Here is a 26,100-nt window from a genome sequence, read left to right as displayed (position 1 = left end):
CGCGTCGGCGCGACCGGCGCGTGTGGAGAACGGTCGCGGGCTGGTTGACTGGGCGGATGCCTCTCGCACGTGACGCTCGGGTCGCCGTCTGCGGACCCGCCTCGTGGAACCATCTGATCCTCCTCGATCGGCTCCCCGAGCCGGTGCCGCACATGCAGTTCGCCGCCGGTGATCGGCACACGGTGGGCGGCACCTCCGCGGGCAAGGCCTTGCATCTCGCGGACCTCGGCGTGGACGTCACGCTGCACGCGTTCCTGGGCGCCGACGAGGACGGCCGCCGGGTAGCGGACGCACTCACGACAGCGGGCGTGGCCGTGGAGGCGTACCCCTCGGAGCGCACGGAACGTCACGCGAACCTCATGACACCGGCGGGGGAGCGGGTGAGCCTCTACCTCGCGACGCCGACCGCGGCATCCGTCGATGCCCTCGAGCAGATCGCGGCCGCCGTGGCGACGGCAGATCTCGCGGTCGTCGACCTCAGTACGGCAGGTGTCGCGATCGTCGAGGGCCGGCTCGCCGGTGCGGAAGGCGCTCCCATCTGGACCGACCTGCACGACTATGACGGCTCGGCGGAGTTCCACGAGCCCTTCCTGCGCGCCGCCGATGTCGTGTTCATGAACGACGACGCGACGGACGATCCGTGGGCGCTGATGCAGAGCTGCCTCGACCGGGGACCCCGGCTGGCCGTCTGCACGCTCGGTGCACGCGGTGCGGTGGCGCTCGCCGCGTCGGGGGAGCGCGCCACCATCGCCGCGGAGCCGGTCACGGTGGTCGACACCAACGGTGCGGGTGATGCGTTCTTCGCCGGCTTCCTAGCCGCATCACTCACCGGGGCGGATCTGGACGGATGCCTCGCCGCCGGGGCCCGTCAGGCGGTCGTCGCCCTGTCGTCCGGGCATCTGCACCCCGCTGTCGGTGAAGGCGCGGGCGTCATCAGCGCGCTTGGGTGACGACGGCCGGCGACGAACGATGCGTGCGTTGCGTTCTTCGCCGGCTTCCTAGCCGCATCACTCACCGGGGCGGATCTGGACGGATGCCTCGCCGCCGGGGCCCGTCAGGCGGTCGTTGCCCTGTCGTCCGGGCATCTGCACCCCGCTGTCGGCAGCGAAGCCGCGGGAGTTACCAGCGCGCTTCGGTGACGACGGCTGGCGACGAACGATGCGGCGGTTGCGTTCTTCGCCGCTTCCTGGCGGCGTCCTTCGCCGGGGCGGATCTGAACGGATGCCTCGCCGCCGGCGCCCGTCAGGCGGTCGTCGCCCTGTCGTCCGAGCATCTGCACCCCGCTGTCGGCGAAGGCGCGGGCGTCACCAGTTCGCTTCGGTGACGACTGCCGGCCTCGCCGAGGCGTCGTAGACCCTCACCCACTCCGGCTGCACGACCACGACGGCGAAGCCCTGATCGAGCGCCCGCGAGCCCGGGAACTGCTCGTTGTACGCGGTGCCGTGGCGATCGCGCGATGCGCCTGACGCGATCGTGGCGACGCCTTCGACCTGCACCGTCACGTCGCCCTCTGTGCCGACGACGATGGCTACCCGGCCGTTCCGTCCAAGGTTGTGGATCTTGCGGGAGTCGTCGCGGGTATCGAAGATCAGCGTCCCGTCGTCGAGCGCCGCGACTCCGACGAGCGCGGCCTCGGGTGCACCGGACTGTGCGACGGTGGCCACGACGGCGCGGCCCTGCCTGCGAACGAAGTCGGCGAACGCGGCGGTGTCGCGGGGATCGAAGCTCACCGGTCCACCGTATCGGCGGTCGTCGGCGGGGGAGAGGTCTCGTGAGCCGCGGCGGGGAAACGCGGTCGGCTGGTGTGGTCGGCTGACGTGTTGAGGGTGAGGATCGCCCGCATTTCGGCGTCGGTGAGGTCCGACAGGGCCAGCACCTCCTGAAGTACGGGCGACTTGAGGGCGATGTATCGCTCGATGTCCATCGCCGGATCGCGGGCGAGTTCTGTCTTGACGGCGCCGTAGCGGTCTCGAAGGTCCTGCCGCTCGCGAAGGATCGCGCGCATCGCGAGGTGGTTGCGCAGGTGCAGCGTGCCCTCGACGCAGACGTAGACGTTGCGCCGCGGATCGTCGTCGGGTGCGGCCATCGACTCCCGGTCGGCGACACCGAGGTCGCCGCGATGCGTGTAGCCGGCGGCGACGAGCGCCGCGATCGCGGCCGGCAGATCCTCCCGCCGCACGACGACATCGATGTCGATGACGGGCTTCGCCGCCAGTCCGGGTACCGACGTCGAGCCGACGTGCTCGATCGAGTGCACACGAACATCCGCCAGCGCTCGCTTCAGGTCCCCAGCCACGCGCGCGAACTGCTCCGGCCACTCCGTGGAGTACGGGACGACGGTCACACCCACGAGGACAAGCTTCGCATCCGTACTGCCCCCAACGGCCCCATGGCCGTCTCGCTTCTACGACGGTCGCCTGACAGGGCGACGAAGGGGGCAAAGCCCGGCGCTTTCTGCATGTGGCTCGGTCTCGTGCAGCGCCCGCACCTCACGGCTCTCCCTCGACCGTGTCGGCAGGCAGTGCCGGCACCTCGCATCCTTGCCCGCCCTGCCGGCGCAGGCAGCACCCGCACACCACCGCCTTCCCTCGACCGTGTCGGCAGGCAGTGCCGGCACCTCGCAGCCTTGCCCGCCCTGCCGGCGCAGGCAGCACCCGCACACCACCGCCTTCCCTCGACCGTGTCGGCAGGCAGTGCCGGCACCTCGCATCCTTGCCCCGCCCTGCTGGCAGGCAGCACCCGCACACCACCGCCTTCCCTCGGCCGCACGGCACTGCCTTCGCCCTTCCGCTCGGCCTGCACAGCGCATCGCGAACGGCAGCGGTCCCTCTGCCGTACCGGGGCCCGACCTCATGCGGCGCCGAAGCGTCGGGGCGACTTCGACCTGAGCATGACCGGATCACCGATCTCGCCCGTCACCGGGTCGGGCGGCGGATGCAGCCAGTATGTGTCCGCCGCGCCGACCGGATCTCGGTCGCGGGTGATGCGCCATCGCTGGTTGTGCAGGCGCAGGTGGCAGTTTCGGCACAACGGAACGCCGTCGTCGACGTCGGTCCGGCCCTGGTGATCCCACCAATGATCGATGTGGTGGTACTCGCACTGAGAGATCGGCGCACTGCACGATGGCCACATGCACCCGCCGTCGCGGGCCGCGATCGCGATCCGCTGCTTGCGACTGAACAGCCGCAACTCGCGACCGACATCCAATGGCCGACCGTCGGCATCCCAGACCACCGGGATCGCGCCCGCGTCGCACAAGCGCGCCTCTACGACCCCGCCGGGCAAGGCGTGTCCACCGTCCTCGAGATGACCGACGCCGGTCACCCGCGCCTCTCCACGCTGGCCGATAGAGCTGATCGCGCCCGACTCGACGAGGATCCGCACACCAGGTTGCCGATCACCGAATGCCTGCTGCGGGTCGGCGTCGGCGCCGGTGCGGAGCACCGCCATGATCGTGTCGTACTGCAGCTGCTCGTTCGTCCGATCGTCGGCTTCGGCCTCGCGCGCCTTCTCGGCGGCACCGGAGCCGACGAACCGCGGACCACGCCGCGGCCGCAGGGCGGCTTGAAGGAGCGCATCCACCCACGCGCCCGCCTCGTCGTCGAACAGGATGTGGGCGTGATGCTGTCCGCTCTCGTCGATCCACCGGCGGAAGGAGCGTGCGGCGAACCGCTCCTCGAACCTCAGCGTCACTCCCACGGGATCGAGGCGGTCGCGGGCGATGCGCGCCTGGTTGCGCAGGTCTTCCACCGCCAGTGTCGCCGCCTCATCCAGCAGTAGCCTCACCGCGCGCGACCACGCCTGCGGCAGGAACTCCGGGTCCAGTTCGGGATAGCGCTCGACGGGAGGTTCGCCGAGACCGGAGCGGATCGCGTGGAACTGCGCCTGCGAAAGCGCGCCGGCCGCGAGGGCACCCCGAACCAGTTGCAGCCACTCAGGCACATCCGGCGGCGGCGCGATCGCAGCCCGGGGAGCGGCATCCGCTCCTGGTCTGACCGGTTCAGCCGGAACAGGGACCGGCGGCGCGAGCTCTTCCCCCGCACGCACCGCCCGAGCGACGTCACCGCGCGCGAGCCCGGTGATCTGCTGCACGAGCGCCGTGCCGGTGCGCATTCCCTTGCGTTGCGCGAGCCCGCCGTACCCCCGGTCGCGTCCCGATCGCCGGGACACCTCCGCAGACGCGCTCGCCATGACGAGCTCCAGGGCCTTGCGAGCCTCCGTCGTATCGCTGAGCAACTCGAGCAGCTGGTCGTCGTCGAGCCTCTCGACCCCGATCCCGTCGGCGCCGAGCCGCTGTGCGACGCGGGCGACGGCATCCGTCAACCGCATCGCCGGGGGCATCGGCACCGAGAAGTTCATAGAACAAATATACGAAGCACTTCCGACATTGCGACACGCTCGCGCCTCGACGCCGCCGCGCGATGGGCATACGCTCGACCCCGTGGTGGACCCGATGCACTTCGAGGCGAACGCTGATGCCTATGCCGGGGCTCGGCCGCCATACCCCGCCGAACTGTGGCAGAGGCTGCGGACGCTCGGGCTCCTGCGGCCGGGAAGTCGCGCGCTCGATCTGGGTGCCGGGACCGGCCAGGCGACCGGCCCGCTGCTGGATGCGGGCCTGCGCGTCACCGCCATCGAGCCCGGCGCGCGCCTCGCAGCGCTCCTTCGCGCCGCGCATCCCACCGCCGACGTGCGCATCTGTCGGGCAGAAGACATGCAGTTCGCGCCGTCGAGCTTCGATCTCGTCGTCGCGGCTACCTCGATCCATTGGATGGATCTCGAAATCCTCTTATCGAAGCTATGTACCATTCTCACACCGCACGGCCGATTCGCCGTATGGCGCAACGTCTTCGGAGACTCCGACGCCGAGGTCACGCCGTTTCGCGTGCGGATCGCCGAGATCGTCGACGATCGCCGGGCGCCTCCGCGCCCCGGCCCACCGGCGGAGGACCTCGACGCGACGATCGAGGCTCTGACGGCTTCGGGCCTGTTTCAGGTGACGGATGCCTCGACCTACCGGTGGACGCTCGAGCTCGATGCGGCGGCGATCGGGCGTCTCTTCCGCACGTTCAGCGACTGGTCTCCCGGCGAGGTGGAGCGGGCGGTCGCCGCCGTGAACGAGCTGGGTGGCACCGTCACCGAGCACTACTCCTCCTGGATGGTGGTGCTGGCACCGGTCGAGCAGCGAGCCGCGCCCTGAGAGCGGAGTGCGTCCGCGTGCGGGCTTCGCAGCGCGGCTGCCTCGCTCATCGGCGCCGCGAGCGCGCGGAGAATGCGGCAGGATGCCGCGACGACCTTGCGTTCATGCCGAGCGGTGACGGTCTCGGTGGCGCGGCGGCCGGCTCCGACCTGGCCGCTGTCTCGGGCTGACTGCCGACGCGGCGTCGGCCTCCGACGTGGCCGCCAGCTTGGGTCGCTTGCCCTAGCGTCGCGACACCTCGCGTTCGCACCACGACGTTGGGTTGTCGGACGCGTGCGGCAGCCGGCTTCTGACCCTGCCGCGACCCCGCGCCGTCTACCGAAGCGTCGCGGCCGGCTCGGGGCGATGAACTCCGCGCGGGCGGTAGCCGAGCGCGTCGGACACGCCGGCGAGATCCGCGAGGTACCAGAGGATCGCGAGCCACATCTCGGTGCCCTGCAGGCCGGGTTCGGTCTCGCTCAGGCCGCGAGTGGCTGGCGTCGGCTCGCGGAACGAGAAGCCCGCGCCCGGAACCCAGGTCGACACCGCATCCGACAGCAGGCGTGCCGCGAGAGCGCGCACCTCCTCGCCGCGATAACCCGTCGCGCGCGTGAGCCATAGCGGGTGCGCCACGTCGAGAACGTTGCACGCGTTGCGCGCGCCGGCGGCGAACCATCGCGGGTCGCGCGCATGCCGCAGCACGGTGTCGATGACGCGTTCGGGGTAGGGGAGCGGCATCCCGAACTGCGCGAAGGTGCCGCGCGTGGCGCGGTAGGAGCCGTTCACGAGCGGAAGCACGCCGCCGTCGGCAGTCGGCGCACCCCACATCCCGGTGTGCGGGTCGGCGTTCATGACGAGCCAGCCGAACAGCGCCTCCTCCACACCTGCCGGAATCGGATGCCCCGCCCGCCGTGTCCACAGAATCGCGGTGCCGAAGCCGTCGATGTGGTGTCCGGCGTTCCAGGCGTCGGAGGCCCACGGCAGACTCTCGCAGAACTCGACCACGCGCTCCGGTGTGGCCGCGGTCACCCACGTGAGAGGAGCCGGAAACGCCGAACCGAGCAGATCGAGCGCGTACCCCACGCTCAGCACGTGGTACGCGACATCGCCGTGCGAGAATCCGAGGCCCGCCTCCTGACGACCGTCGGAACCGAGGGGCGCGACCGCACCCGTCGCGGAATCCTGCCAGTCCTGCAACCGCCGGACCTGGTCAGCGGCGCACGCCTGCGCCGGTGCCGTGCCGAGCAGCAGGTCCGCGATCTCGACGGCATCGCCCTGCGCGCGCACCGTGGGCGCTGCGCCCGGGCGGTCGGCGAACAGTCCGAGGTCATCGTTCCACGCGCGCTGAAGGACAGCGGATGCCTCGTCCCTCGCGCGCTCGGCCAGGTCGGCCACGCGCTCGGCGAGGCCTGCGCGCGCGCCCACGCCGGCGTCGTCCGCGGACGTGCCGGCCGCCGAAGTCGGGAGGGAAGGAGCACCAGAGACGCCGCGGCTGGATCCGGCTGTGGCGCGTGGGTCGCCAACGTCTCGCGGCCCGGCTGCGGCAGTGGGGGAGGCGATACCCGCGGTGTCGGTGCCGGTGTCTGTGGTGCTGTCGCCAGCGGTGCCGGTGGCTGTGGTGCTGTCGCCGGCGGAGCCGTTGCCCGTCGCGGTGTCGGTGCCAATGTCAGAGGCGTTCGCCGCGGCATCCCGGAGCATTCCGGGCTGGTAGCCCGCGTCGACCGCCGAGTCTGTGCGGTCTGACCCACCCGCGGCATCGCCCGCCGCGTCTCCGGCATCGACGTCACCGAGATCATCCTGCGACGCCCCCGCCTGGTTGCTGCGCGGGTGAGGGCCGGCCAGTGCGGGCACGAGGCCGAGCGCGGGAGCATCCGCTGTCTCGGCGATCGAGCCAGCCGCGGGTTCCGCGTCATCCTCTGCGCGTGCCGCCGCGTCCGCCGCGGCGTCCGGTGCGACGCCGGTGTCGTCCGGCTCGACGCGCCACCGGATGAACCGGGCGGGGTTGCCGCCGACGACGGCGCCGGCGGGCACGTCCTTCGTGACAACGGCGCTGGCCGCGAGCACCGCGTGCGAGCCGACACGCACGCCGTCGAGGATCACCACGTGGGAGCCGATCCAGACGTCGTCGCCGATCTCGATGCCCTTCGAGGTGAGCGGTTGGCGGAACACCGGCGTGCCGGACTCCATCGAGTGGTTGAACCCGAGGATCGACGTGTGCGCGCCGATCCGCACGCCATCGCCCATCGTGACGCGCCCACGGATGACGGTGTACGGGTTGATGCTGCAGTCCGCGCCGGTGAGGAGGTCGCCGGTGAGGTAGGCGCCGGCGGCCACGTAGGTGCGGTCGCCGAGCCGCAGCGAGTCGTTGTCGATCGAAGCGAGCTCTGAGATGAAGCACTGCTCGCCGAGCGAATGATCGGCGCGGCCGTCGACGAGCGCGTGCTGGATCGCGAGCTGCGCCTCGCGGTCATCGACGGAGGCTTCGCGCCAGAAGTCCCAGGGCGAGTATTCGTGGGCGGCGATGGCGGGCATATGTCCCAGTATGGTTCGAGCCGGCCGCGTCGGACCGGCAGAATCCCCGTCGCAGGCGGGATCGGCGTGCCACCGGCGTCCCCGCGGGAACGGCGAAACCCCCTCCGTAGAGGGGGTTTCATCGGAGGGGCTGACGGGAATCGGCCACTCCGCCCCTCCACGCGCCGCTGGCGCGTCGCGCGGAGCCTCCGGCGGAGCGGGACCCCCCGAGGCGGATCAGCTCCGACATCAGCCCCTCCAACGCAGAATGAGGCGCGGCCGGCGGCCGCGCCTCATTCTGCATCGGAGGGGCTGACGGGAATCGAACCCGCGCTGTCTGCTTGGGAAGCAGAAGTTCTGCCATTGAACTACAGCCCCGAGGCCGGGAAGAGACAGAGATCGAGGATCCCTGTCACGTCCCGCTGCACCCATCAAGGTGCATATTCGGGTGGTGCGTCGACTGCCCGCACCACATGTCAGCATACCTACTCTGCTCGCGTGGACGCGCGCCGATCGACCCTCGCCGCCGGTAATCGCGAGGCGTGACCCCACCCCGCGGTCGCTGCGGGCGGCAGGGCTGCCGGTCGGCCGTCGCCGTTTGCGACAATCGACGGATGCCGGCACCGATCGAGGACTACGCGCTGCTCAGCAGCTGCCGCACGGCGGCGCTGGTCTCTCGCGAGGGCAGCATCGATTGGCTGTGCGTGCCACGTTTCGACTCGCCCTCGGTGTTCGGAGCCCTCCTGGGCGATGAAGACCACGGATGCTGGATCCTGCGCCCGAAGGACGCGGAGGCGCGCAGCACCCGCCGCTACGACGGCGACACCTTCATCCTCGTCACTCGCTGGCAGACAGCCGGGGGAGTGGCTGAGGTGCACGACTTCATGCCCGTCGACGGCGACCGCGTCGATCTCGTGCGCCGGATCATCGGCATCTCGGGCACGGTCGAGTTCACGGAGACGGTACGGCTGCGTTTCGACTACGCCCGGGCGATGCCCTGGATGCGAAAGCTGCCTGGAACGCCGCGCACGATTCTCGGCATCGCGGGACCCGACGCGGTGGTGCTCCGTGGCGCGGCCCTGCAGCCGGTGGACCACACCCACTCGGGACAGATCACCGTGGGCGCCGGCGCGACGGTCGACCTCTCGCTCACCTGGTTCAAGTCGCATCATGAGGTGCCCGATCCGCTGGATGTCGATGTCTCCCTCGCCGCGACGCGCGCGTGGTGGCAGGACTGGGCGGACCGCATCGACCATCACGGACCGCATCACGACGCTGTCGTCCGGTCGCTCCTGGTGCTGCGGGCGCTCACGCACGAGAGCACGGGCGGGGTCGTCGCGGCGGCGACGACATCCCTGCCCGAGGACTTCGGCGGCACCAGGAACTGGGACTACCGGTACGTGTGGCTCCGGGACGCCGCGCTGACCCTTGAGACGCTCATCGAGCATGGGTTCACCCTCGCCGCGCAGCGGTGGCGAGGGTGGCTGCTGCGGGCGATCGCCGGCGACCCGGCGGACGTGCAGATCATGTACGGCGCGGCGGGCGAGCGCGATCTCGCCGAGCGGGTGATCGACAGCCTCCCGGGTTACGGAGGTGCGACGCCGGTGCGCGTCGGCAACGGCGCGGTCAGCCAGTACCAGGCTGACGTGATCGGCGAGGTGATGGTGGCGCTCGAGGCCACTCGGATGGCAGGAGTCGAGGAGGACTCGTTCTCGTGGCCGCTGCAGCGGGCCCTGCTCGCCCAGGTGGTGGAGTGGATCGACCGGCCCGACCACGGCATTTGGGAGATCCGTGCCGAGGCTCGCATGTTCACGCACTCGCGCGTCATGATCTGGGCGGCGCTGGACCGCGGTGTGCGTGCGGTGCGCGAGTTCGGCCTCGACGGCGACGTCGAGCAGTGGGAGAGGCTGCGCGATCGTGTTCGCGCCGAAGTGGAAGCGCGTGGCGTCGACGCCGAGCGGGGCTGTTTCGTGCAGTACTACGGCTCCACCGAGGTCGACGCGTCGCTGCTCCTCATCCCGCAGGTCGGCTTCTGCGGTTACGACGACCCGCGGATGCTCGGCACGGTGGCCGAGATCGAACGGACCCTGCTGCGCGACGGGCTGGTGCGGCGCTACCGCACGGAAGCGGACGTCGACGGGCTCGCAGGCGATGAGAACCCCTTCCTGGCCTGCTCGTTCTGGCTGGTCGAGCAGTACGCCAGCTGCGGGCGCGTCGACGACGCCCAGGCCCTGATGGCCGATCTGGTCGGACTCGCCAACGACGTGGGCCTGCTCTCGGAGGAGTACGACGTCGGCCGCCACTGCCAGGCAGGCAACACCCCGCAGGCGCTGACCCACCTGGCCCTGGTGCGAGCGGCCGATGCCCTCGCCGGGCACGCCGGAAGGGCGGCGCTGCGGCGGTGACGGATGTCGGGGGCCCGGGATGCCGCGCCGCTAGGCTGGCGGCGTGCTGACCGACGACCGCTCCCTGCCCGTTCTGCCCGACCTTCCCGCCCTCGACTGGGCCGTCGGCGCCGGCAGGGTGGAGCTCCACCCGGGCGGAAGCCTCGAGGTCACCGCCGCGGCCGGCACGGACTGGACCAACGACGCCCTCGGCGGCCCGGCGCAGCACGCGGCGGCGATGCTGGGATTCGAGGCGCCTGGACGCTTCGCCCTGTCAGCCCGTGCCGGCGTCGCCTCGGCGCCGCGCACCACCTTCGACGCGGCAGCCCTCGCGATCTGGGGTGACCGGGACCACTGGGCCAAGATCTGCTTCGAGTACTCGCCGCAGGGCGAGGCCATGGTCGTCTCGGTCGTGACGAACGTCTGGTCGGACGACTGCAACTCCACGGTGGTCGTCGACCCTCACGTCCACCTGCGGGTGTCGCGGTTGAGCGACCGGGCGTGGGCGTTCCACTCCTCGGCGGACGGACAGCACTGGGACTTCGTCCGTTTGTTCCGGCTCGAGTGGGACGGGCCCCTCCGGGTCGGGTTCCTTGCCCAGGCGCCCCAGGGCGACACGTGCGTGGCGACCTTCGACGCCATCACGTTCTCCGCGGACCCGCCGGCAGACCTGCGCGACGGCAGCTGACCGCGGTCCCACCCGCGGGAGGCGTCGCCCGCCGGGGGATCACCTCGGGTCGTCGGCCCCCGCCACGACCCGGGGAACCGGTCGCCCGTCGATGGACGTGAGCCGCCCGTCGTGCAGCTCGATAACGCGGTCGGCGCGTTCGACCAGCAGGGGATCGTGCGTCGAGACGACCGCGGCCAGCCCCTGTGAGTGCACCAGGTCGCCGATGAGGTCCATCACCGTCGCGGCGGTGCGCGAGTCGAGCTGACCGGTCGGCTCGTCGGCGATCAGCACGTGCGGCCGGGCGGCGATCGCCCGCGCGATGCCCACGCGCTGCTGCTGGCCGCCCGACAGCTCTCCCGGGCGCTGGGCGGCGTGGCCGTCGAGGCCGACCAATCGCAGCGCCTCGGCGACGCGCTGATCGCGCTCGGCGGGCGGGGTCTTCGCGATGCGCAGGGGCAGCTCGACGTTCTCTGCCGCCGACAGGATCGGGATGAGGCCGAACGACTGGAAGACGAAGCCTAGGCGCTCGCGGCGCAGGGCGGCGAGGGCGTCCTCGTCGAGGGAGGTCGCCTCCACGTCACCGAGCCAGACGGTGCCGGACGTCGGCCGATCGAGTCCGCCGAGCAGGTTCAGCAGCGTCGTCTTGCCGGCACCCGACGCGCCTCGCACGACCACGAGCTCGCCCGCGGCGACCTCGATGTCGATGTCGATGCAGGCGTGCACGTCGCCCGCGGGCGATGAAAAGGTTCGCGTCAGCTTCTCGCCGCGCAGCGCAGGGGTCATGACGGCTCCTCGGTCGGGTCGACGGATGCCGGGGGCACGGGCGCCTCGGCGGGCGCGGCGACCTGGTGGTCCCCGTCCGGTGCAGGGGCAGGCGTCGTGGAGCTGCCGTCGCCGGCGGGCGTCGCGGCGCGCTGCCCCGGCCACACGCCGACGTGGTCCGGCTCGAGGGCCAGGCGGACGCGCTCGCGGAGGTCGAGCGCGTTCACGAAGTCGTCGGGCAGCTGCAGCCGGCCGACGCGGTCGAGCACGGCGTACTCCTCGGCGACATGCTCCTCGGCGCCGTGCTCGTCCACGCGTGTCGAGCGCAGCACCTCGGTCGAGGTGCGGCCGTCGCGGATCTGCACGGTGCGGGCGACGTGCTCCGACACGGCCGGATCGTGGGTCACGATGAGGGTCGTCACGCCCAGCTCCCGATTCACGGAGCGCATGGCCTCGAGCACATGGGCGCTCGTCAGATCGTCGAGCTCGCCGGTCGGCTCGTCGGCCAGCAGCACGCGCGGGCTGTTCGCGATGCCGACGGCGATGGCGACGCGCTGCTGCTCGCCGCCGGACATCTCGGCAGGTCGCCGGTCGGCGCAGTGCGAGACCTCGAGCAGGTCGAGCAGCTCCGTCACCCGCGCCCGACGGGCGGCGGTCCCCCGCGAGGAGCCGGTGATCGCGAGTGCCGCGGCGACGTTCTCGCTCGCCGAGAGGTAGGGGAGGAGATTGCGCGAGGTCTGCTGCCACACGAAGCCCACGCTGCGCCGGCGGAACTCGACGCGTTCCTTCTCCTTCATGGTGAGCAGGTCGTGTCCGGCGACCCACGCGACGCCCGCTGTGGGCTGATCCAGGCTCGACAGGATCGACAGCAGGGTGGACTTCCCCGATCCCGACGCGCCGACGACCGCGACGAGTTCGCCCTGGTCGATGCGCAGGTTGAGCCCCTGCAGCGCCTGCACCTCGACACCGGCGCCGTTCGCGGCCTGCACCTTGAAGATGCGCACGAGATCGGTGCACAGGATGTCGGCGTCCGGCGCCGTTCCCGGTCGGTGAGCTTGTCGAACGGCCATGGTTCTATCCTTCCTCCACGGTGCGCAGTGCGCCCGCGGCGCGCACACGGCGCGAGAGGAGCAGGGTGATCGCGGTGAGTACGACGGCGAGCACGGCGAATCCGCCGAGGGTGAGGAGCAGGATCGTCGGATCGATCGCGTAGGCCGGCGCCACCGACGATCCGGTGAACGGCCGCAGGTCGACGGCGACCATGACCACGAGCGGCACCAGGGCGCCGAACACCGTTCCGGCGATCACGGCGGCGGCGGCCGGCGGCCCGATCTCCCAGACGGCGAGCGAGGTCGACGAGCGTCGGGGGGCACCGAGGGTGCCGAGCAGGGCCAGCACGCGGGCCCGCGATCCGGCGGCGAGGCTGAGCGTCATCACCATCGCGAGCGCGCTCAGGAGGGCCGCCACGCCGGTGGCGAGGAGCAGAGCCCAGCGCACGCCCTGCACGGCGGGCCCGGACTGGATGTCGGCGGCCACCTGCTCGGCTGTGTCGATGCGCACCGTCTGACCCAGCACCTCGTGCAGGGCGTCCTCGACAGCATCCGTCCGGGCATCGGGATCGAGGGTCAGGAGCACGGTGCCGGCGCTCTGGTTGCGACCGAGGACCTCGTCGGCGTACGACGAATCGATCGCCACCCAGTTCTCGCGGCCGCCGATCGGGACCGGGCCTCGCGAGACGCCCACCAGCTGGGCGTCGACGCCGTCGAGCGTCAGGTTCTCGATGTCGCCGATGAGCTCCGCGGCGTCGCTCGAGGCGAGCATCGGCATCGGCCCGGAGGCGACGGGCTCGAGCGAGACGCCGGGCGGCAGCATCCCAGGTCCGTCCCCCTGCACGGCGCGCAGCGCGGCGGCGTCGACGATGAACACCGACGTGCCTTCTCGTACGCCGTCGATGTCGAGCGTCGCCACCTCGGCGCCCGAGATGCCTGTCGAGAGCTCGACGCCGTCGATCTGCTGCACGCTCTCGAGCTGGTCCTGCGTGAACAGGGAACCCTGCGCCCGCATGTCGGCGCCGACCTGCGCCCGGGAGGCTTCGTCGACACCGGACTGCAGCGTGGACAGCAGCACCCCCGACGACATCGCCACCGACACCCCGACCACCAGCGCGAGCACGGGTGTCACGCCGAGCGTGGGTTCGCGGAGCGCGCGGGCCGACCCGACGAAGGCGTCGAGGTTCGCGCCGGCGCGAGCGCGGTCGTGCACGACCGCGAGCGGCAGCGGGTACAGCCGGATCGTGAGGAGACATGCCACGAGCGCCAGCAGCAGCGGGGTGGCTGCAAGCAGCAGGTCGATGCCGTCGCTGTATCCGCGCACCAGGAGGAGCGCGAGCGCGGTCGCCGCGAGGCCCACGACGACCGCCTCGGCGATGAGCCGCAGCCGCGACCCGCGCCGGCCGAGGTCGGCGCGCACCTGCCGCTCGGCGACCGACGGGGCGAGGACGAGCAGGATCACCGCGGGGGCGAATCCCGCCAGGACCGCGGTCGTCACACCCCCGGCGCTCGGAGCCGTGTGGAAGACCAGTGCCGCCGTCAGGATCACGGCGCCGGCCCCGATCACCGCCGGCACGACGCCGACGAGCGCTCCCTCCGTGGCGAGCAGCGTGCGCAGCTGCCCGAGCGAGGCGCCGCGCGCCGACAGCAGCCGCAGGCTCGAGCGCCGGCCCTCGAGGATCAGCCGGCAGCCGAGCACCAGCACGGCGGCGGCCACCCCGATCGGGCCTGCGAGGAGCATCGCGATGACGCCGGCGGTCGCGCGCTGCTGCGCGAGCGCGTTCTCGATGGTGGCCGTGATGTCGGCGTCGAATCCGAGACTGAGCAGTCCGGGACCATCGGCCATGGTGCCGATGGTGTGCGAGACGGCGGTCAGCTTGTGGAGCGCGGCGATGGCGTCCTCGGCATTGCCGCCGTCGATGCGCCCGGTGTCGGTCGGGTACCAGACGAGCGTCGACCACTCCTCACTCAGCCCCTCCGAGACCAGCGATGCCGGGTGGGCGTACGCCGTGCCGGTGACGCGACGCGGCTCGTTGCCGTCGTCGAACACGAACGGCTCGAGCACCGAGGTGACGTGGTCCCAGTACTCCGACGCGGGATCGACGGCCTCGAACAGGCCGACGAGCTCCAGTTCCACGGGGAATCGCCGCGGGTCGCCCACGGTGCGCACCTCTCCGACCGCCCATCCCAGGTCCTCGGCCGACGGGGCGGACAGGACGACCTCGATGCGGTTGCCGAGGGGTGCGCCACCCGCGCCGGTCGATGCGCCGGTGAGGTAGGTGGCGGCGGGCTGCGGCATCCGTCCGTCGACGATGCGGATCTCGTCCTCGTAGGCCGGGTCGAAGGCGATGGTCGCCGCACGAGTGCCGTCGCCCTCGAGGATCTGGTTCTGGAGGCTTCGCGTCACCATGCGTCCCGGCCCCAGCACGGAGGGGAGCGGCTGGCCGGCGTCCTCGCGGATCTGATCGACGGATGCCGAGAACGACCCCCACACCTGCTCCGTCGTCCGGGGCTCGGTGAAGGGGGCGGTGCCGGTCTGCGGAAAGGCGCTGCTCCCGACGTTGTCGGATGCGACGTCGCGCACCGTGGCCGGCAGGGAGTCGAGCCGATCGCGCAGGGTCGCATCGCCGAGCGCGCTCAGCGCGACCGGCGCAGCGGCCGCGAGGACCGCGAGCACGAAGACGAGCAGCGCGACGATGGCGCCGCCGCCGGCGTGCGATCGCACGTGGTGCGCGACGAGGGCGCGTGTCGAGACGCGGCGGCTCATCGGGACTCCTCGCCCACGGTCTGAGTGCGTGCGGCGCGCGAGACGCTCACGGCCACGCCGATGACGATGGCCCCGAGCCCGGCGACGAGGACCGAGATGGCCAGTACGAGGGGCGCCGGGTCGAACGAGATCCCGCCCGCGACGGGAAGGATGCCGGGGGTCACGGCCCGCACCAGCTCGGGCACGATCAGCCACGACGCCATCCCGCCGGCGACCGCGCCCAGCAGCAGCGCGGCGCCGAAGACGCCGCCCAGCTCGGCCGCGCGCATGCGTCCCTGAGCGCCCGCACCGATGCCGAGGGCCCGCAGCACGCCGAGCTCCCGGCGCCGCGCGATCGCCAGGGTCTGCACGATGGCGAACGCGGCGACCAGCGACAGCGCGATCGCCCCCGCCGTCGCGATCCACCATCCTGGCGCCAGTGCGCCGACCACGCCGGCGGCTACGCCCGGCGCCGCCGTGGCGACCGGGCGGTCGCCCAGGGCGGCGCTCAGATCGGCGTCGGCGTCGGGGTCGCCCGCCGCCCACACCGCGTTCGGCGCGACGATCGACGTGCCGCGCTGCAGCTGCGACACCAGCAGGTTCTCCATCGGCGCGAACAGGGCCAGCGGCGAGGAGGCGCCGGGCACCACCTCGGCGATGGAAGAGACGACCGCGTCGCCGTGGCGGCCCGTCCCGGCATACCGGAACTCGAACACGTCGCCTTCGCCGATGCCCAGGTGCTGCGCCAGGCCGTCGGTGATCACGGCCGCGACGGGCGGCGCGTCGTCGTCGGGACCTTCGCCGGGGGTCGTCTGCCCGTCGTCGGCGAGCCAGAGGACGACCTGGTCGCCGCTGCCGGGAAGCTCGCTCTCGGCGTGGATGTCGAGCGGGCCGCTGCCCACGGCATCCACCGTCTCGAGCGTCAGCTGCATCGTCGCGCGGCTGAAGGATCGCCCGCGGTCCGCGCCGATCGCGAGCAGTCGCCACGGCGCGGTCCCGGTCGGGAGCGCCGCCTCGGCCACGACCGTCGCGGAGCCGTCGGCGTTCGGCCGCGAATCGCCGGCGAGGGTGAGGACGGTGGGTGCGCCGGTGGCGTCGAGCAGCACGGCGGCGATGGTGGGACGGGGCAGCAGCTCGCCGAGCGACTCGGCGCGTGCAGTGACCCGCAGTCCGCTGGCACCCTCGCCGAGCGGCAGGGGATCAGCGGCGGCCGTTCCCGCGGGCTGGGTGGGCCCGGCCAGCGCCTCGAGCGCGGCCTTGTCGATCAGTCCGCCGGCCGAGGTCACGACCGGGGCGATCGCGGACGCCGGGACGGCGACGAGCTGCGCGTCCGCGTCGCCGATCTCGATCGCTTCGACGAGGGCCGGTGCCGCGGCGTCGACACCGTCGATCGCAGCTGCCGCCGCCACGTCGCCCGGGTCGGCGGACTGCGGCGACATGTCGACGCTCAGATCGGCGCCCGCGCGCACCGCGGCGGAATCGGTGACCATCGCCGTCGAGGTCGCGCTGTATGCCGAGGCGAAGACGGCCTGCGCGACGGTGAGGGCGACGAGGAGCACGGCGACGGCGTAGATCGGGATGCGGCGGGCCACCTGTCGCGCCGGATAGCCCGGCTGCACCGAGGGGAACGCGGCGGCCGGCCGCGACCAGGCCACCGCTGCCGCGCCGAACACCGCGAGCGCGACCAGCGCGCCGGCCATGAGCACAACCGCGGGAGCGACCGCGACGATGGGATCGAACCCTGCTCCCCGCGCGAACGGCAGCTGCCAGACGACGAGGCCGCCGGCCAGGAGCACCACGACGACGACGGCAGCCGTCGTCGCCCGCCCGGCGCGCGTGCTGGTGCGGGCGCGCTCGCCGCGTCGGAGTGCGACGGCGAAGACGACGGCCAGCACGGCGGCCGTCGCGAGCGCCCATGGCCACGCGGCGAGTGCGCTCGCCGGCGCCCAGCCGACGATCCACGCGATCGCTGCTGCCGCGCCCGCGCCGACCACGACGCCCGCGAGCCCGATGACAGCGCCCTCCGCGGCATCGGCGGTCCATGCCTGTGCGCGTGAGAACCCGCGCGCACGGACGGTCGAGGTCTCGTGCTCGCGCGCCGCGGCGACGAGTCGTGCGAGCTGCGCGACGGCCGTGCCCGCAAGGATCGCGACCATCAGCACGAGCGCGGGAGTGGCCGAGGCGAGGGCGACGCCACCGGCCTCCACCTGCTCGGCCACCTCGTCGGGTGCGAGCCCCGGTGGCGGCGGGTCGCCCGCGACCGTGACGGCACGCGCGAGCCAGGCCAGGACGACCGACACCGTGGCGACGGCGACGGCGACGGTGGCCGCCCCGCTCGCGAGGAGTCCCGCCCGCGCACCGCTGCGGCGGCGCAGCAGTCGCGCCGACGACAGCGCGCGGCGATCGGGCATGGGCTCGGTCCTCCGCGGTTCGCTCGACGCTGACGTTCACTGACAACCTACGGGACGATCGCCGCGCTCTTCGACGGCCGCAGCCGCGGCCCGCTCTCCGTGCCACGATGCGGTGCTCTTGCCGCTGCATCCGTCGTCGTCCCGAGGCGGGTGGACGTCACGTTCGAGCCGGACGGATGCCGCCCCGATAGGCTGGCCGCGTGCTGCTCAGTGACCGCGACATCCGGCTCGAGATCGACGCGGGGCGCATCGGGCTCGACCCGTGGGATCCGGCGATGGTGCAGCCGTCGAGCGTGGACGTTCGGCTCGACCGCTCCTTCCGCCTCTTCGACAACCACAAGTACCCGTTCATCGACCCGGCCGAGGACCAGCCCGAGCTCACCCGCCTCATCGCGGTCGACCCCGGCGAGCCGTTCATCCTGCACCCCGGCGAGTTCGCGCTGGGATCGACCTTCGAGAAGATCTCGCTGCCCGATGACATCGCCGCCCGGCTCGAGGGCAAGTCGTCCCTCGGCCGACTCGGCCTGCTGACGCACTCCACCGCCGGGTTCATCGACCCGGGCTTCACCGGCCACGTCACCCTCGAGCTCTCGAACGTCGCCACCCTGCCGATCAAGCTGTGGCCGGGCATGAAGATCGGACAGGTCTGCTACTTCCGGCTGACCTCACCCGCCGAGAACCCCTACGGCTCCGGCACCTACGGCAACCGGTACCAGGGGCAGCGGGGGCCGACGGCATCCCGCTCGTTCCAGAACTTCCACCGCACCGACGTCGGAGACGCCGCCGCCCCGACGGCGTGACCCGCTCCCGGCGCATCGCACGGAGGCTTCCGCCGGGCGGATCCCGCGGCGAGCCGCGACGCGTGCGCCCTCAGGGCGTCGGTTCGAGGATGCTCGGCTCGCGCGCGTAGACCCGCACCTGGGAGCCCTCGACCACGAATCCCAGAGACGTGCCCGCGGGGAAGCGCTCGCGGAGCTCGGCGGGCGACCGCGGCAGCACCTGCACCGAAGCGTTGGCGGCGAACGAGCCCGAAGAGCAGCTGCCTCCGCCGAAGGAGTCCTCGGCGACGAGGATGTAGAGGCAGTTCTGCTTTCCCGCTTCTCTCGATGTCTGTGAGAAGACCAGCACCGTGAGGCCGTAGAACTCGTCGAACACCTGGGCGTCCTCGGGGCGCTCGCCGAAGAACGCGTCGGGCCAGGCGGCGTCCGCGTCCACCTGAAGCGTGGCGATCCTGCCGGCACCGGCGGCCTGGATCGCCAAGGTCGCACTCACGCCCACCACGACCCCCGCGACCACGGACGCGGCCCAGAGCAGCGCCCGGCGCCGGCGCCACCAGGGTCGGCGTGAAGAGGTGCCGGTGGCCGCACTCGCGCTGTCGCCAGCGGCGGCGGGTTCGGTGGGGAGCGGGTCGGTGCGAAGGGGGTCGGGCTGCAGGGCCGCGCCATCCGCGCCGGCGTCTCTCCTCGACGCTGGTTCCGCCTCTGCGCTCAGGCCCACCGGGTTCGTTGCTCGGTGGGCGTCTTCGTCCGAGGTCGCCGCGCGCAGGTCGGAGCTCACCGCCGCGCCGGCGGCGGCGTCGTCGAGGGCCGAGGCCACGCCGACCGGGGCGATGCCGCTGCGGAGGGTGGCGGCATCCGTCACCCCACCGCCGTACGGCAACCGCCTGGGCTCGTCGTCCCCCGCACCCGTCGCGGTGGGACCGCCGGTCCGGCCGGCACCGCCGGAATCGTACGGCGTCGCGCCCGCCGGCGCGCTCGGGGTCGTGTCGTCTGCAGAGGAGGTCCGCGCTGACTGGGCTTCGAGCTCACGAAGGCGCGCGAGCGCCTGCGGGTCGTCCTGGATGTCGGCATCGCGACCGTAGGCGCGCTCGCGCAGTGCGCGCAGCTCGTCGAGCGGAGGGTCGGTCGGCAGTGACATCGAAGCCCATCCTGCCTCACCGCAACGAGAGCGACCTCACGTGGCTGCGGCAGGGCCATCGTGGCCGGCAGCGGCGCGAGGCGGGATGTGCGGCGGGCGATCCTCAGATCGCCCGCCGCGAGACAACCGGCACCCCCGCACTCGGCTGCCTTGCAGCGACGGTCCCTCGTCCCCACTCGGATTCCGCCCCCATGCATACTGCATTTCGCAGTATATAGTCGATGCGGTCCCGTCGGGGTACTCTTTTACGTTCCACGCGCACCGCACCGACCCGAAGAAGGAGGACGCCGTGGCCGACCGTGAGCTCTCGACCACGGGCTATCTCATCCTGGGCCTCCTGGCCGACCACGACTGGTCGGCGTATCAGCTCGCCGAGCAGCTCGGCCGCGGCGTGGCGGAGCTCTGGCCGTCGGCCGATCGGGGGCGCTACGCGCTGCTCAATCGCCTCAGCGACGACGGCCTCGTCGCGACCCGGCAGGAGCACACCGGCAAGCGCGCCCGCACGATCTACGCGATCACTCCGGCGGGGCGCGCGGCCCTCGCGACCTGGCTCAGCACTCCGGTGCGGCCGCCGACCCTCGAGTTCGAAGGGATGGTGCGCGTGCTGCTGGCCGACCAGGGCTCGCTCGACGACCTGCGCGCCACGCTCGCGCGGACGAGGGAGCAGGCGCTCGCACAGCGCGAGGTGTTCGCACGCTACGCCGCGTACATCAGCACGACCGGTGGCACGTTCCCGGAGCGGCGCCACCTCTTCGCACTCGCGAACACGTTCATGGTCGGCCACTACGAGCACATCGTCGCCTGGACGGAGTGGGCGGAGGCCCACCTGGCGTCGTGGCCCGACACCGTGAGCCCCGCCACGACGCACGGCGACCAGGTGCGCGAGATGCTCGCCGCGGGCCGCGACGCCCTGCCACCCGAGGAAGCCTGACGCCCGAAGAGGTCTGACGGCCCGACGGCGGCCGAACCCCGGTCACGGGTCCGAGCGCAACGGCAGCGTCACCTCGAACACGCAGCCGCGCGTGGCGTTGCGGACGGTGGCGGATCCCCCGTGGGCGTCGGCGACGCCGCGGACGATCGCGAGACCCAGTCCGGCCCCGGCATCTGTCGGCCGCGCCGCACTGCCACGCCATCCGGTCTCGAAGACGTACGGCAGGTCATCGGGGGCGATGCCTTCGCAGGCGTCGGCGACGGCGATCCGCAACGAGCCGTCGCGCAGCTCGACGGTCGTCTCGACCGTGGAGCCGGGCGGAGAATGACGGATGCCGTTGGCCACCAGATTCGTCACGGCCCGGCGCAGCTCGGGGGCGGCGACCCGCGCACGCGCCCCGGTCTCGGCGCTCCCCGACAGGGTGACACCGCCGGCATCGGCGAGAGGGCGGAGGGACGCCACGACGTCGGAGACGAGGTCTCCGACGTCGACGTCGGTGCGTTCCAGTACGACCGACGGCGCCTGCAGCCGCGAGAGCGTGAGGAGGTCGTCCACCATGTCGCTCATCCGCTGGGCGTTCCGCTGAATCGTGACGGCCGCCGCGCCGGCGTCGGTGAGCACCCCGTCGTGGATTCCCTCGGCGGTCGCACGGATGCCGGCGAGCGGCGTGCGCAGATCGTGCGAGATCCATGCGACCAGGTCGCGCCGCTGTCCTTCGACCCGGCGCTCGGTCTCGGCCGCCGCGGCGGCCCGCTCGGCGGCGCGTGCGGCCGACTGGATGCGGGCGGCGATCACGATGCCCGCGGCCAGGGCGGCCGGCACGCTCGCGAGCAGCACGAGGAGCAGGCCGGTCATGTCGCCGGCGGTCAGCAGCATCGACGCCGCGCCGACGACGACGCCCACCGCGATCGACAGCACGACCACGAGCGGGGCGACGATGGCGGCCGCTGCCACGCGCACGCGCGCGAGCGCCAGCACCAGCGCCGCGCCGACGATGCCGGTCGCCGCCGCGGCGCCGGCGGAGAAGAGCAGGGCGTCCGTCGAGACGCTCATGGTGCGGCATCCCATCGATATCCGACGCCGAACACCGTGACGAGCCGGCGGGGCGCGGCAGGATCGTGCTCGATCTTGTCGCGCAGCCGGCTCACGTGCACCGTCACGGTCGACGGGTCGCCGAAGTCCCAGCCCCACACGTCGCGCATCAGGTCGTCGCGGCGCAGGGCGTCGCCCGGGTGGGCGACCAGCCACGACAGGAGGTCGAACTCGCGCACGGTGAGCGGCAGCTCGCTCCCGGCCAGCAGCACCCGGCGGGCTCTCCGGTCGAGGACCAGGTCTCCGTCGACGGCGACGTCGGGCAGCTCAGCGGGGATGGACACCTCCGCGTCGAGCGAGGCGCTGCGCCGCAGCACCGACTGCACGCGCAGCACCAGCTCCCGCGGACTGAAGGGCTTGGTGACGTAGTCGTCGGCGCCGACCTCGAGCCCGCGGATGCGGTCGTCCTCTTCGCCCCGCGCGGTCAGCATGACGATCGGAAGCTCGGGCGACCGCTGCCGCAGCCGGCGGCAGACCTCGAGGCCGTCGATGCCGGGAAGCATCACGTCGAGCACGACGATGTCGGGACGATCCGCGACGACGGACCGGAGCGCGTCGATCCCGTCCGCGGCCCGCCGCACGGTGTGACCGGCGCTGCGGAGGTACGCGGCGACGACATCGCCGACGTCCTCATCGTCGTCGACGACCAGCACCGTGCTCACGTGGTCAGGATAGGTCCGCGGCGAAGCCCTCGCACCGATCGGGGCGCCTTCCCATCAGCGCGAAAGGACTTCGTAAGGAGTCGGTGAGGACCCGTCTGGAGTGCCACGGCGGGTGACACTCCGCCCCTGGTCGACGCCGTGCTCAGTGCGCGGTGCGCACGCCGACGAGATCGTGCACCATGACGGCAGCGGACCGCGCCCCTTGGCCCGCGGCGACGATGAGCTGCTGCGGACCGGGGGAGGCGGCATCCCCTGCCGCGTACAGCCCCGCGAGCGACGTGCGTCCCGAGCGATCGGTGACCAGATTGCCGAACGCGTCGCGGTCGAGCTCGATGCCGCCGATGAAGTCGAGTGCCGGGTGCCACTGCGGCCGTACGAACCCGCCCTCGATCTCGACGCGCGTCCCGTCGACGAGGCGCACGGCCGACACGGTGCCGCGGTCGCCTTCGAGGTCGTCGATCGCGCGGCGTTCGACGACGATTCCGGATGCCGCGAGCTCGGCCTCTTCGACCGTGTCGATGGCGTCCGACCCGTGGGTGAAGACGGTCAGCCGGTCGGTCCAGCGCGCGATGAGCCGGGCGCGGGTGGCGAGGTCTGGCGTCTCGCCGATGAGAGCGAGCGGGCGGTCCCGCAGCTCCCACGCGTCGCACGCGGCGCAGCTGAAGATCGTCATGCCGTAGAACGCGCGCAGGCTCGGGATGTCGGGCAGGGTCTCCCGCAGTCCGGTCGCCACGAGCACGGATCGCGCCGCGACGGCCGGCGGGATGCCGGATCCCCGGCCCTGCAGGGCGGCGATGAAGCGCAGCCCATCGTCGCCGTCGTTCTCGAGGAGCGCCGTGACGACGGTGCGATCGAGCACGCGCACGTTCGGGTAGGCGCCCAGCTCGGCGCGGGCGAGTTTTCGCAGCTCGAGCGGCGAGACGCCGTCACGCGTGAGGAAGCCGTGCGAGCGCAGCGTGGCGGCGTTGCGCGGCCGCCCGGCGTCGACGAGCACGACCGAGGCACGGGCGCGCCCGAGGTTGAGGGCGGCGGAGAGCCCGGCGGGACCGCCGCCGATGATGACGACGTCGACCTCGGTGCTCGACGGCACCGTCGGATCGGCCGCGGAAGGGGTGTCAGTCATGGCCGTCTCCTTGAGGGGGAAGTGCCGCGATGACAGGGTGGTCCTTCGCGATGACGCCGGTCTTGGCTGCGCCGCCCGGCGATCCGATGTCATCGAAGAATTCGACGTTGGCCTTGTAGTAGTCCTGCCACTCCTCGGGCAGGTCGTCTTCGTAGTAGATCGCCTCGACGGGGCAGACCGGCTCGCAGGCGCCGCAGTCGACGCATTCGTCGGGGTGGATGTACAGCGACCGCTCTCCCTCGTAGATGCAGTCCACCGGGCACTCGTCGATGCACGCGCGGTCCTTCACATCGACGCACGGCAGGGCGATCACATAGGTCACCGGACGAGCACTCCCCGTGAGATGCCGACCTGTTCGTCACGCGGGACGACCTTGACGCGCTCGCGGGTGTGCAGGTGGCTGGCGCCGAGGTCGCGCTCGTGCGCGTCGAGGGCGAGCCAGCCGTCCCACGTCGTGTAGGCGACCTCGCGCTCGTCGAGCAGGTCGAGCACGTCGCCGTCGACGGTCGGGGCCGAGAGCCGCCCGGCCTCGACATCCGACACCAGATGGGCGATCGTCTCCATCGCGTCGGACTTCGTGTGGCCGATGAGGCCGACCGGGCCGCGCTTGATCCAGCCGGTGGCGTAGAGGCCCGGGATCACCGGGGCGTCGTCGTCGCCCGTCGTCGCCGTGTTCTTGACCCGGCCCTCGACGTTCGAGACGACGCCGGCTCTCTCGTCGAACGGCGCGTCGATGACGGGCGTGCCGTAGTAGCCGACCGCGCGATACACCTGCTGCACGGCGATCTCGCGGAACTCGCCGGTGCCCCGCACACGGCCGTCGCCGGTCGGCTCGTTGCGCTCGAAGCGCAGACCCTCGACGCGGTCCTCGCCGAGCACCTCGACGGGCGAGTGGTAGAAGTGCAGGTGCAGGCGCCGCGGCGCACCGGTCGACTCGCGCGTGCGCCAGCTGTTCAGGACGCGCAGCATGACCTTCAGCTGGTTGTTGGCCGCGTTCGCCGGGTCGGCGTCGACGAAGTCCTCGTCGTGCACGACGATGTCGACGTTCGGCACCTCGCCGAGCTCGCGCAGCTCGATGGGCGTGAACTTGATGTCGGCGGGGCCGCGCCGGCCGAAGACGTGGACGTCGGTGACCGCGGATGCTTCGAGGCCGGCCAGCACGTTGTCGGCGATCTCGGTGGAGCGGAGGTCCACGGCGTGCTTCGCGAGCACCCGGGCGACGTCGAGCGCGACGTTGCCGTTGCCGATGACGGCGACCTCGCGCTGATCGAGGGCCCACTCGGTCGGTACGTCGGGGTGGCCGTCGAACCAGGCCACGAAGTCGGCGGCGCCGTACGAGCCCGGCAGGTCGATGCCGGGGATGTCGAGCGCCGCGTCGCGGATGGCTCCGGTCGCGATGATCACCGCGTCATAGCGCTCCTGCAGCTCGGCGAGCGAGATGTCGCGGCCGACCTCGACGTTGCCGATGAACCGCGTGGTGCCGGCATCCAGCATCTCGTGCAGCGAGTTGACGATGCCCTTGATGCGGGGGTGGTCGGGGGCGACGCCGTACCGGATGAGGCCGTACGGCGCCGGCAGCGACTCGAACAGGTCGATGCGTGCTTCGACAGGCTCAGCATCCGGTCCCTGAGCTTGTCGAAGGGAGTTGGTGAGGATGTTGCCGGCGTAGATCCCGGCGGGGCCGGCGCCGACGATCGCGACGCGCAAGGTTTGGAGGCTCGAAGAAGTCACAGTGGGGTTCTTTCGGGTCGTGGGACGGAGCGCGCGTGCGGCCGGTCAGGCGCGCGGGCTGCGCTCGGGAGCGAGGGGGTCGTACGAGGAGAGATCGAGGGTCGCCAGCGCGGCGGGCGCGTACGGGCTGAGCCGCACCACATCGCCGACGACCACGACAGCAGGAGAGCGGATGCCGCGAGCCGCCGCCTGGTGGGCGATGGTGGCGAGCGTTCCCACCGTCACCCGCTGGCGCGGGCCGAAGCCGTCCTCGACGACAGCGACGGGGCAGTCACCGCCGCGCTCGCCGCGGGCGAGGATGATTGCGGAGTTCGCGAGCGTGGCGATCCCCATGAGCAGGACCACCGTGTGGTCGCGGCCGCCGCTGAGTGATGCGATCTGGTCGTGGGCGGTCGCGACGGTGAAGGCGGTCGCGACGCCGCGGTGGGTGAGCGGGATGCCGGCGATCGCCGGCACCGAGATGGCGCTGGTGATGCCGGGGACGACCTCGACGGCGATTCCTGCCTCCTGGCAGGCGGCGAGCTCCTCGCCGCCGCGGCCGAACACGTACGGGTCGCCGCCCTTGAGGCGGACGACGGTCTTGCCGTCCTGGGCGAGCTGGACGAGGAGGGCGTTGATGGCGTCCTGCGGCACGGCGTGGTGACCCGGCTGCTTGCCGACGTCGACGACCTCGCCGCGCAGCACCACGCCGTCGGCGGCGAGGCCGTCGAGCACGGCGCGGGCGCCCAGGCGGTCGGCCACGATGACGTCGGCCGCCTCGAGGGCGCGCAGCCCCTTGAGGGTGAGGAGTCCGGCGTCGCCGGGTCCGGCGCCGACGAGCCACACCTTGCCGGCGGTCGTCGATTCCGGTCGTTGAGCGAGCTTGCGAGACGAAACGTCCTCAGCCGCATCGCGAACCGTGGGCGTTTCGTCTCGCTCGTTCCTCGCTCGCT

The 26,100-nt window shown here is 72.3% G+C and carries 21 protein-coding genes and 1 tRNA gene; 6 read left to right on the top strand and 16 right to left on the bottom strand.

Annotated elements, in window-relative coordinates; all coding sequences use genetic code 11:
• Positions 1-56: 56 nt before the first annotated feature.
• Positions 57-950, top strand: coding sequence for a carbohydrate kinase family protein (locus NCG93_RS12540; protein WP_194412309.1), 894 nt, complete (start codon positions 57-59; stop codon positions 948-950).
• 354 nt (positions 951-1,304) lie between these two features.
• Here the strand turns inward: NCG93_RS12540 and NCG93_RS12535 are convergent, their stop codons facing one another.
• From NCG93_RS12535 to NCG93_RS12525, 3 genes are all read right to left on the bottom strand, one after another.
• Complete coding sequence (locus NCG93_RS12535; protein ID WP_194412310.1) at positions 1,305-1,730, bottom strand: pyridoxamine 5'-phosphate oxidase family protein; 426 nt, start codon at positions 1,728-1,730, stop codon at positions 1,305-1,307.
• Complete coding sequence (locus NCG93_RS12530; RefSeq protein ID WP_194412311.1) at positions 1,727-2,350, bottom strand: GrpB family protein; 624 nt, start codon at positions 2,348-2,350, stop codon at positions 1,727-1,729. The genes NCG93_RS12535 and NCG93_RS12530 overlap by 4 nt, the downstream gene beginning before the upstream one ends.
• 500 nt (positions 2,351-2,850) lie before the next feature.
• Positions 2,851-4,359, bottom strand: a complete 1,509-nt coding sequence (locus NCG93_RS12525; RefSeq protein WP_194412312.1) for an HNH endonuclease signature motif containing protein — start codon at positions 4,357-4,359, stop codon at positions 2,851-2,853.
• A gap of 82 nt (positions 4,360-4,441) precedes the next feature.
• Here NCG93_RS12525 and NCG93_RS12520 point away from each other — a divergent pair, with 82 nt between their 5' ends.
• Entirely contained in the window at positions 4,442-5,200 is a 759-nt protein-coding gene (locus NCG93_RS12520) for a class I SAM-dependent methyltransferase (RefSeq protein ID WP_194412313.1), read from the top strand.
• A 315-nt stretch (positions 5,201-5,515) separates the two neighbouring features.
• On the opposite strand, the gene NCG93_RS12515 is transcribed toward NCG93_RS12520, so the two are convergent.
• Both NCG93_RS12515 and NCG93_RS12510 read right to left on the bottom strand, forming a co-directional pair.
• Positions 5,516-7,711 (bottom strand): acyltransferase, encoded by a 2,196-nt coding sequence (locus NCG93_RS12515; protein WP_206687278.1) that lies wholly within the window; start codon positions 7,709-7,711, stop codon positions 5,516-5,518.
• A gap of 286 nt (positions 7,712-7,997) precedes the next feature.
• Positions 7,998-8,068: transfer RNA gene (locus NCG93_RS12510), tRNA-Gly, on the bottom strand.
• A 236-nt stretch (positions 8,069-8,304) separates the two neighbouring features.
• On the opposite strand from NCG93_RS12510, the gene NCG93_RS12505 reads away from it, so the two are divergent.
• Complete coding sequence (locus NCG93_RS12505) at positions 8,305-10,095, top strand: glycoside hydrolase family 15 protein (protein ID WP_194412314.1); 1,791 nt, start codon at positions 8,305-8,307, stop codon at positions 10,093-10,095.
• Positions 10,096-10,138: 43 nt separating this feature from the next.
• Positions 10,139-10,762, top strand: a complete 624-nt coding sequence (locus NCG93_RS12500; RefSeq protein WP_252787543.1) for a DUF1349 domain-containing protein — start codon at positions 10,139-10,141, stop codon at positions 10,760-10,762.
• Between the two features lie 39 nt (positions 10,763-10,801).
• Here NCG93_RS12500 and NCG93_RS12495 read toward each other — a convergent pair whose 3' ends face one another.
• The 4 genes from NCG93_RS12495 to NCG93_RS12480 are packed head-to-tail and all read right to left on the bottom strand — an operon-like array spanning position 10,802 to position 17,712.
• Positions 10,802-11,527, bottom strand: coding sequence for an ABC transporter ATP-binding protein (locus NCG93_RS12495; protein WP_194412315.1), 726 nt, complete (start codon positions 11,525-11,527; stop codon positions 10,802-10,804).
• Positions 11,524-12,576 carry an ABC transporter ATP-binding protein gene (locus NCG93_RS12490; protein WP_194412316.1) on the bottom strand — a complete coding sequence of 351 codons (1,053 nt, stop codon included), beginning with the start codon at positions 12,574-12,576 and terminating at the stop codon, positions 11,524-11,526. The genes NCG93_RS12495 and NCG93_RS12490 overlap by 4 nt, the downstream gene beginning before the upstream one ends.
• A 4-nt stretch (positions 12,577-12,580) precedes the next feature.
• Positions 12,581-15,322, bottom strand: a complete 2,742-nt coding sequence (locus NCG93_RS12485) for an ABC transporter permease (protein WP_194412317.1) — start codon at positions 15,320-15,322, stop codon at positions 12,581-12,583.
• Positions 15,319-17,712 (bottom strand): FtsX-like permease family protein, encoded by a 2,394-nt coding sequence (locus tag NCG93_RS12480; protein WP_194412318.1) that lies wholly within the window; start codon positions 17,710-17,712, stop codon positions 15,319-15,321. The genes NCG93_RS12485 and NCG93_RS12480 overlap by 4 nt, the downstream gene beginning before the upstream one ends.
• A gap of 200 nt (positions 17,713-17,912) precedes the next feature.
• Here NCG93_RS12480 and dcd point away from each other — a divergent pair, with 200 nt between their 5' ends.
• On the top strand, positions 17,913-18,512 hold the full coding sequence (gene dcd, locus NCG93_RS12475) for a dCTP deaminase (RefSeq protein WP_194412319.1): 600 nt from the start codon (positions 17,913-17,915) through the stop codon (positions 18,510-18,512).
• Between the two features lie 70 nt (positions 18,513-18,582).
• On the opposite strand, the gene NCG93_RS12470 is transcribed toward dcd, so the two are convergent.
• The gene (locus NCG93_RS12470; RefSeq protein ID WP_194412320.1) at positions 18,583-19,629 is read right to left on the bottom strand and encodes a hypothetical protein; all 1,047 of its coding nucleotides are present in this window, start codon (positions 19,627-19,629) and stop codon (positions 18,583-18,585) included.
• A gap of 289 nt (positions 19,630-19,918) precedes the next feature.
• Here NCG93_RS12470 and NCG93_RS12465 point away from each other — a divergent pair, with 289 nt between their 5' ends.
• The gene (locus NCG93_RS12465) at positions 19,919-20,560 is read left to right on the top strand and encodes a PadR family transcriptional regulator (RefSeq protein WP_194412321.1); all 642 of its coding nucleotides are present in this window, start codon (positions 19,919-19,921) and stop codon (positions 20,558-20,560) included.
• Positions 20,561-20,602: 42 nt separating this feature from the next.
• Here the strand turns inward: NCG93_RS12465 and NCG93_RS12460 are convergent, their stop codons facing one another.
• The 6 genes from NCG93_RS12460 to cobA form a co-directional block, all read right to left on the bottom strand.
• Positions 20,603-21,613 carry a sensor histidine kinase gene (locus NCG93_RS12460; RefSeq protein WP_194412322.1) on the bottom strand — a complete coding sequence of 337 codons (1,011 nt, stop codon included), beginning with the start codon at positions 21,611-21,613 and terminating at the stop codon, positions 20,603-20,605.
• The gene (locus NCG93_RS12455) at positions 21,610-22,314 is read right to left on the bottom strand and encodes a response regulator transcription factor (protein WP_194412323.1); all 705 of its coding nucleotides are present in this window, start codon (positions 22,312-22,314) and stop codon (positions 21,610-21,612) included. The genes NCG93_RS12460 and NCG93_RS12455 overlap by 4 nt, the downstream gene beginning before the upstream one ends.
• A 142-nt stretch (positions 22,315-22,456) precedes the next feature.
• A complete protein-coding gene (locus tag NCG93_RS12450; protein WP_194412324.1) occupies positions 22,457-23,437 on the bottom strand; it encodes an NAD(P)/FAD-dependent oxidoreductase in 981 nt (326 codons plus the stop codon).
• Positions 23,430-23,759, bottom strand: coding sequence for a ferredoxin (gene fdxA / locus NCG93_RS12445; protein ID WP_192633222.1), 330 nt, complete (start codon positions 23,757-23,759; stop codon positions 23,430-23,432). Before fdxA ends, NCG93_RS12450 begins: the two co-directional genes overlap by 8 nt.
• Positions 23,756-25,144: an FAD-dependent oxidoreductase gene (locus NCG93_RS12440; RefSeq protein WP_206687279.1), complete on the bottom strand. Its 1,389-nt coding sequence runs from the start codon at positions 25,142-25,144 to the stop codon at positions 23,756-23,758. Before NCG93_RS12440 ends, fdxA begins: the two co-directional genes overlap by 4 nt.
• Positions 25,145-25,213: 69 nt before the next feature.
• On the bottom strand, positions 25,214-25,993 hold the full coding sequence (gene cobA / locus NCG93_RS12435; protein ID WP_194413702.1) for a uroporphyrinogen-III C-methyltransferase: 780 nt from the start codon (positions 25,991-25,993) through the stop codon (positions 25,214-25,216).
• Positions 25,994-26,100: the final 107 nt, after the last annotated feature.

The organism is Microbacterium yannicii (assembly GCF_024055635.1).
GTDB classification, from domain to species: domain Bacteria; phylum Actinomycetota; class Actinomycetes; order Actinomycetales; family Microbacteriaceae; genus Microbacterium; species Microbacterium yannicii.
Note: the sequence above shows the minus strand (reverse complement) of the source record. Positions and strands in the feature narration are given on the sequence as shown.